Origin of the sequence: Embleya sp. NPDC005575 (genome assembly GCF_040605455.1) — a bacterium.
Taxonomy (GTDB): Bacteria; Actinomycetota; Actinomycetes; order Streptomycetales; family Streptomycetaceae; genus Embleya.
Map to the genome: position 1 here is coordinate 1 of NZ_JBEXCV010000284.1, position 5,565 is coordinate 5,565.

Consider the following 5,565-nt stretch of genomic DNA (forward strand, 5'->3'; position numbering starts at 1 on the left):
CCGCCACCGGGGCCGTGCGGCGGCGGGGCCGGGGGCAGTGCGCCGGCGTTGGCGGGCGAGTCGAGGCGCAGCGGCGTGCTCGGGCCGTGGTCCAGCAGGTTGAGCGCGTTCCCGGCGTGGTCCGGGACCAGCGCCGTCGGCGGCGGGCCGCTCGCGAGCGCCGTCGGACTCGGCGCGGACAGGTTCGCCGACGAGCCGAACTCGGTCGGCCTGAGCTCCACGTGCGGGCCGGGGGTGCCGTGGCCGGTCAGGCCCGGGTCGGTCAGGCCGTGGGCGTTCAGGCCCGAGGCGGGCAGGCTCGGCGCGGGCAGGCCGTGGTTCAGGCCGGACGCATGCAGGCTCGGCGCGGTCGGAGCGTGCGGGGTTGGCGTCGAGGTGATCAGGTGTCCGATGCCGGTACCGCCGCCCGGGATGTTGCCGGTGGCCGGTGATGGCATGTTCGGGCGGTGCGCGGCCCCGCTCTGCACCAGGTCGAGCGCGGACAGCGAGGTCAGTGACGGGGTGTGCGTGACGCTCGGGAGCGCGGAGGGGGTGGGCAGCGCGTGCACCGCGGCGGCCGCACCGGTGGTAGGAGTGAGCTGCCCGATCGAGTTGACCGCGTTCAGCTCCAGCCGGGTGCTTCCCGCCGGCGTCGGCAGCTTGGCCCAGTCGCCGATCTGTACCATCTTCAGATCACGCGCGCCGATGTCCAGGAGCGCGTCCATCCGGCGCACCGCGTCCGGCGCGAACTGCATCACCTCGCCGAAGGAGGTGGGAATGTGCAGGCCGCCCGGGGACGTGACGGTCAGATTGGTCGGCAGGTCCAGGCTGTTCAGCCGAAGCTCGTTCGCGCCGAACCCGGACCAGTCGCCGGCCCGGATCTGGGCGAGTTTGTCCAGCGACATCTCGGGCAGCGCGCCCACCCCGTGCAGCGGCGGCGGAGTCGGGATCTGGCTCAGGCCGCGCCCACCCGCGCTCAGCAGCGGTGAGGCGTAGCGGAACTTGCCCAGCACGCCGCGCTCGTAGAAGCCGATCCGAAGCGCGCGGTTGAGGCCGAACCGGCTGATCTCGGCCGCGTCCACCGGCAGGATCAGCCGCAGCCACTTGGTGCCGCCGAGTTCGGTCTTGAGGAACTTCCAGGTGCTGCCGGCGGCTCCCTTGATCATGCCGGGAAGGCCGCGGAACAGTGCCGGCATCGCCTTGAAGCCGTTGACCACCGCCAGGCCGCCCTTGCCGATCGCGGAGGCGACCCAGGACGGCAGCTTGAGCGTGGCCGCGCCCACCCACAGGGCGCCCGACTTGACCCAGCCGCCCGCGAGCCGGGCGAAGTCCTTCAGGCCCGGGATGAACGCGAACGAGCGGAACGCGCCCCCGCCGAAGGCGCCCTTGAGGCCGCCCCACGCGCCCTGGGCGAAGGCCTTGAGGCCCTTGTCCCAGATGAACTTCGCGCCGTCCTTGAACAGCTTGAGCAGGTTGAGGCCCTTGGTGGTCGGCGCGATCATCCCCAGTCCGGCCAGGAACAGGTCGAGCAGCCCGGCCTTGCCGTTCGCGACGTCCACCGCGGTCTTGACGAACAGGACCAGGTTGATCCCGATCGCCAGCAGCGCGAGCGGGCCGCCCAACAGCAGCGCGGGCAGGATCAGGATGATCGCCAGCCAGTTGAACGCCTCCCAGAACAGGTCGCAGTCGGTCACCGGCTGCTTGATCCCGGTGGCCGCGCTGTTGACGACCTTGGCGGTGGCCTCGGCCTGGGTGCGCTGCGCGGAGCCCGCGTTGCGTGCGGTCGTCCCGTATTCGGCGCGCTGCGGGTCCTCCGGGGCCAGGCCCCGGCCGTTGGTCAACGCGGCGTCGGCGACCCGCTGTTGAGTCTCCATCACGTCCGCGTACGCGCGCATCGACTTGGCCGCGTTCTCGAACGCGTCGGCGATGCTCTGCACGAACTCCCGGAGCGGGCCGCTGATCTTGTCCCGCAGCGCGTCGGCGGTTTGCCCGACGAAGGCGCCCGTGCCGGTTTTGTCCAGCACCGAGTTCAGCGCCTCGTCGATCTCGCGGGCGACCCGGCCCAGGCTGTCCATCGAGGTGACCAGCGCACGCAGCCGGACGGGGTCGCCTGGGGTGGGATCGGTGCTCAAGCCGATCGCGTTCCAGTCGGTGGGGCGATTGCCCATGACCCGTCGTCTCCTCGCCGTGCTCGCCGGACCTCGCCGTGACCACGCCGAAGCCACCCGGTCGGTTCATCGAACCTGCGGAATATCGACCGATGAACCGACCGGGTGGCTTCGGCGTGGTCACGGCGACGGATCCGGCCGGTGGGTCCGCGCTGCCCGACGGGAGCGGACGTGATCGACTTCGCGCTGGACTACAGCACGTTGAGCGAGGCCAAGAAGGACCTGTACGACCTCGCCGAGCGGATCTCGCCCACGCTCAAGTCCAGCGACTTCGCCACCCTGGGCAAGGGCGGCTACACCGACGCCCAAGCGGTGTTCGGCGACCCGACGCTGACCAGTGCGTTCCGCAGCCTGTACCGGCTGTCCGCGGGTCCGATGACCCGTGCCGAGGACCTGCTCAAGAAGCTCGGCGACTGCTTCGGCAAGGTCGGCGACGCCTACTTCAACGCCGACGCGCAGATCACCGAGGGCATGGGCGTGATGGGCGCCACGATGGGCCTGGAGGAGTGGCGCAACAAGGTCGCCGCGTGGAAGTACAAGCAGGACCACCTGGACGAGTGCGCCAAGCCCGGACCGGACGGCAAGCTCCCGGAGTTCTGCAAGGCCCAGGACCCCGGCGACAAGCCGCCGCTCGACCAGGTGATCACCACGCCCAACGGCGGCCGGATCGAGACCCACCTGACCCTGGACGCCAACGGGAACGTGATCAAGGAGGAGACCAAGGTCACCTCCAACGGTCAGACGTACACGTCGGTCACCACCTACGACTCGGACCGGCTGAACTACAAGACCGTGTCCACCGCGGCCGACGGCAGCGTGACCACCACCGACACGCACCTGAACAAGGATGGCGGCGGGACCCAGACGGTGGTCGACTCCGAGGGCAAGACGCACCAGTACACGCGCGTCGACGGCAAGCACGAGTGGAAGGACGTCACGCCCAAGCCGCCGGAAAAGCCCGTTCCCCCGGGCGGCGGTGGTGGCGGCGGCGGTGGCCACATCCCGCGCCGCGACTGAGCCCGCTCGACTCCCGCTCCCTTCGAGCCCCCGACTGCCCGACGCTCGCATTCCGCGATCCCCGCATCACACGATCCCGGCTGCACCCGACCCCCGCAGCTCCCGACCCGGTTCGCCCAGCCCTGCGGTGAGCCGATCTTCCCTGGAGGAACCCATGCCCGATATCGCACTCGACTTTGCCCGGATCGACGAGGTCGCCGGCAAGCTCAACAAGGCTCGCGAGACGATCACGCCGATGATCAAGACCCTGCTCGGCGACGTGAACGGGCTGCTCGACAACGGCATGGTCTTCAAGGAGTCGAGCCCGGCCATGCGCGACGCGTACGCGAAGTTCGACACCAGCCTGACCGCCGCCATCGACGGCATCCAGATCTTCTCCGAGATGTTCGCCAAGATCCGTACGCAGATGCACGAGATGGACGTCGAGATGGCGAAGAACCTGAAGAAGAACTGAGCTTCGGACACCATCGGGCGGGTCTCGGTACGAACCGAGCCCCGCCCACCGCGATTCGGGCCGCACCCCCTTGGGGGCGGCCCGAATTCGTCTCACTCGCAAGGCGGTTCGGCGGTGCCGGCTACCCGGCCGACCGCAACACCGTCAACGGCACCTGTACCGACATCGGCACGCTTCCCGGACCGGCGGTCCATCCCCGGCCGGGCACAGGCGGCGCCGAGCGCACCACGTTCGTTGGCAGTCGCACGCCGATCATGTCGCCCTCCTGGAGGTTCTTCGGCGCGAGCAGGATCCCGTTCCGGCTGCCGCGCCGGGCCGCGCTGAGCCAACTGGCCATCGCCACCTGGAGGGCGTCGTAGGAACCCGCGTACAGCAGCCCCTGTCCGCGGTCCCGCCCCGCGATCGCCAGGTCGCGCAGGACCCGGTCGGCGGCGGGCATGCCGAGCAGTTCGGCGTCGTCGACGACCACCACGCGCGGGCCGGACAACTCCTCCAGGGCACGCTCGACGTCCTCGGCGGCGGGGTCCTCGTCCGTCAACAGCCGCACCTGCGGGTGTTGCGCGAGTCCGCGCAGCGGCGATTCGCGCGGGGTCAACACGACCAGCGAGGTGCCGCCCGCGAGCAGCGACACCGACAACGACGCGAGGGTGGTGCTGCGTCCGGTTCCGGAGGGTCCGATCACGCAGAACACAGACTTGGCGGTGAAGTCCACGCCGATCGGCTCCGCGCTGTCGCCGCCGATGCCCAGCAACCCCCACATCGGGCGGCGCACCTGGGCCGGCACCCGCTCGTACGCGGCGGCGAACTCGACCACACGCGGCAACGTCGGGATCCGCACCGGCATGCGCTCGTGCGGCACCCCGATGTCGCGGCGGGTCGCCTCCGCGCCGATCCGGCGCAGCGCCTCGGCCTGCTCCTGCCCGCTCGGGTCGGGCGCGAGCAGCGCGACCTGGCTCTCCGTCTGGGACAACACGTGCCAGCCGCGACCGGGCGGGATCACCGCCGGCACCTTGCGCAGCGGCATGCCGACCATCTGGTAGTCGGTCCGGTCGGCCTGGCGCAGCAGCAGCTTGTGGTCGTTGTGAGCGGCCAACCGACCGCTGAGCAGCGCCCGTTCGGAGGTGGCCACGATATGGATGCCGGCCGCCGCGCCCTCGCGCAGCAGTCGCATCACGTCGTCCACGAGGCGTCCGCCGTCGTGGTCGTCGAGCAGCGCGACCAGCGCGTCCCAGCCGTCGAGCAGGACCACGATGTGCGCGGGCCGCTCGGCAGCCGGGAGCATCCGGCGCAACTCCACCAGCCCGGCGGCGTTGTGCGCGCTGCACCGTTCCTGACGCTCGGTCAACTCGCGCACCAGGCGGCCGAGGAGTCGCCCCATTCGCTCCATGTCGTGCCGGGAGACCACCGCGCCGCAGTGCGGCAGGGTCTCCAGGGCGGCCAACCCGCCGCCGCCCGCGTCGATCCCGTAAAGGTGCACGTCGGCGCAACTCGCCGTGGCCGCCGCGGCGCCCGCGATGGTGCGCAGCACCTGGGTGCGGCCCGAGCGCGGCGAGCCGATCACGTACAGGTGGCCGAACGTGGCCAGGTCCACCGTGGTCACCCGCTGCTCCTGGAGTTGCGGGACGTCCTCCAGGGCGTAGGGGATGGGCGGCGGGCAGGTGTCGAGCGCTGTGGTGTCGGCCCGCTCCACCGCCGGCAGATCGTCCAACAGCACCCGTTCGGCCAGCGCCGGCAACCAGGGGCTGGGCTGCGGGGTGTAGTCCGGCAGCGTTGCGGCGGCCTCGCGCAGGGCCGAGACCAGGGCGTTGAGGTCGGTCGGGTTGGGCGCGTCCGTCGTGTCCGGCCCCTCGTCGACCATCGGCAGCGACACGGGGCGGCCGAGACCGGTCAGGGTCAGCTCGGTGGCGCGCACCGAGCGGGTCGGGCCGGCGGCGGGGCCGCGGCCGG

General features: G+C 71.4%; 4 protein-coding genes. 2 read left to right on the plus strand and 2 right to left on the minus strand.

What is annotated here, in order from left to right; all coding sequences use genetic code 11:
• On the minus strand, positions 1–2,147 hold a 2,147-nt coding region (locus tag ABZS54_RS41865), incomplete at its 3' end, for a putative T7SS-secreted protein (protein WP_355548359.1).
• 171 nt (positions 2,148–2,318) lie between these two features.
• On the opposite strand from ABZS54_RS41865, the gene ABZS54_RS41870 reads away from it, so the two are divergent.
• Positions 2,319–3,164: a hypothetical protein gene (locus ABZS54_RS41870; RefSeq protein WP_355548362.1), complete on the plus strand. Its 846-nt coding sequence runs from the start codon at positions 2,319–2,321 to the stop codon at positions 3,162–3,164.
• Between the two features lie 154 nt (positions 3,165–3,318).
• Positions 3,319–3,618 carry a hypothetical protein gene (locus ABZS54_RS41875; protein WP_355548365.1) on the plus strand — a complete coding sequence of 100 codons (300 nt, stop codon included), beginning with the start codon at positions 3,319–3,321 and terminating at the stop codon, positions 3,616–3,618.
• Between the two features lie 121 nt (positions 3,619–3,739).
• Here the strand turns inward: ABZS54_RS41875 and ABZS54_RS41880 are convergent.
• On the minus strand, positions 3,740–5,565 hold a 1,826-nt coding region (locus ABZS54_RS41880; protein WP_355548368.1), incomplete at its 5' end, for an FtsK/SpoIIIE domain-containing protein.

Bases quoted from the DNA above. Each gene is read 5' to 3' on its own strand.
- ABZS54_RS41875 (WP_355548365.1), top strand. From the start codon at position 3,319: ATGCCCGATATCGCACTCGACTTTGCCCGGATCGACGAGGTCGCCGGC.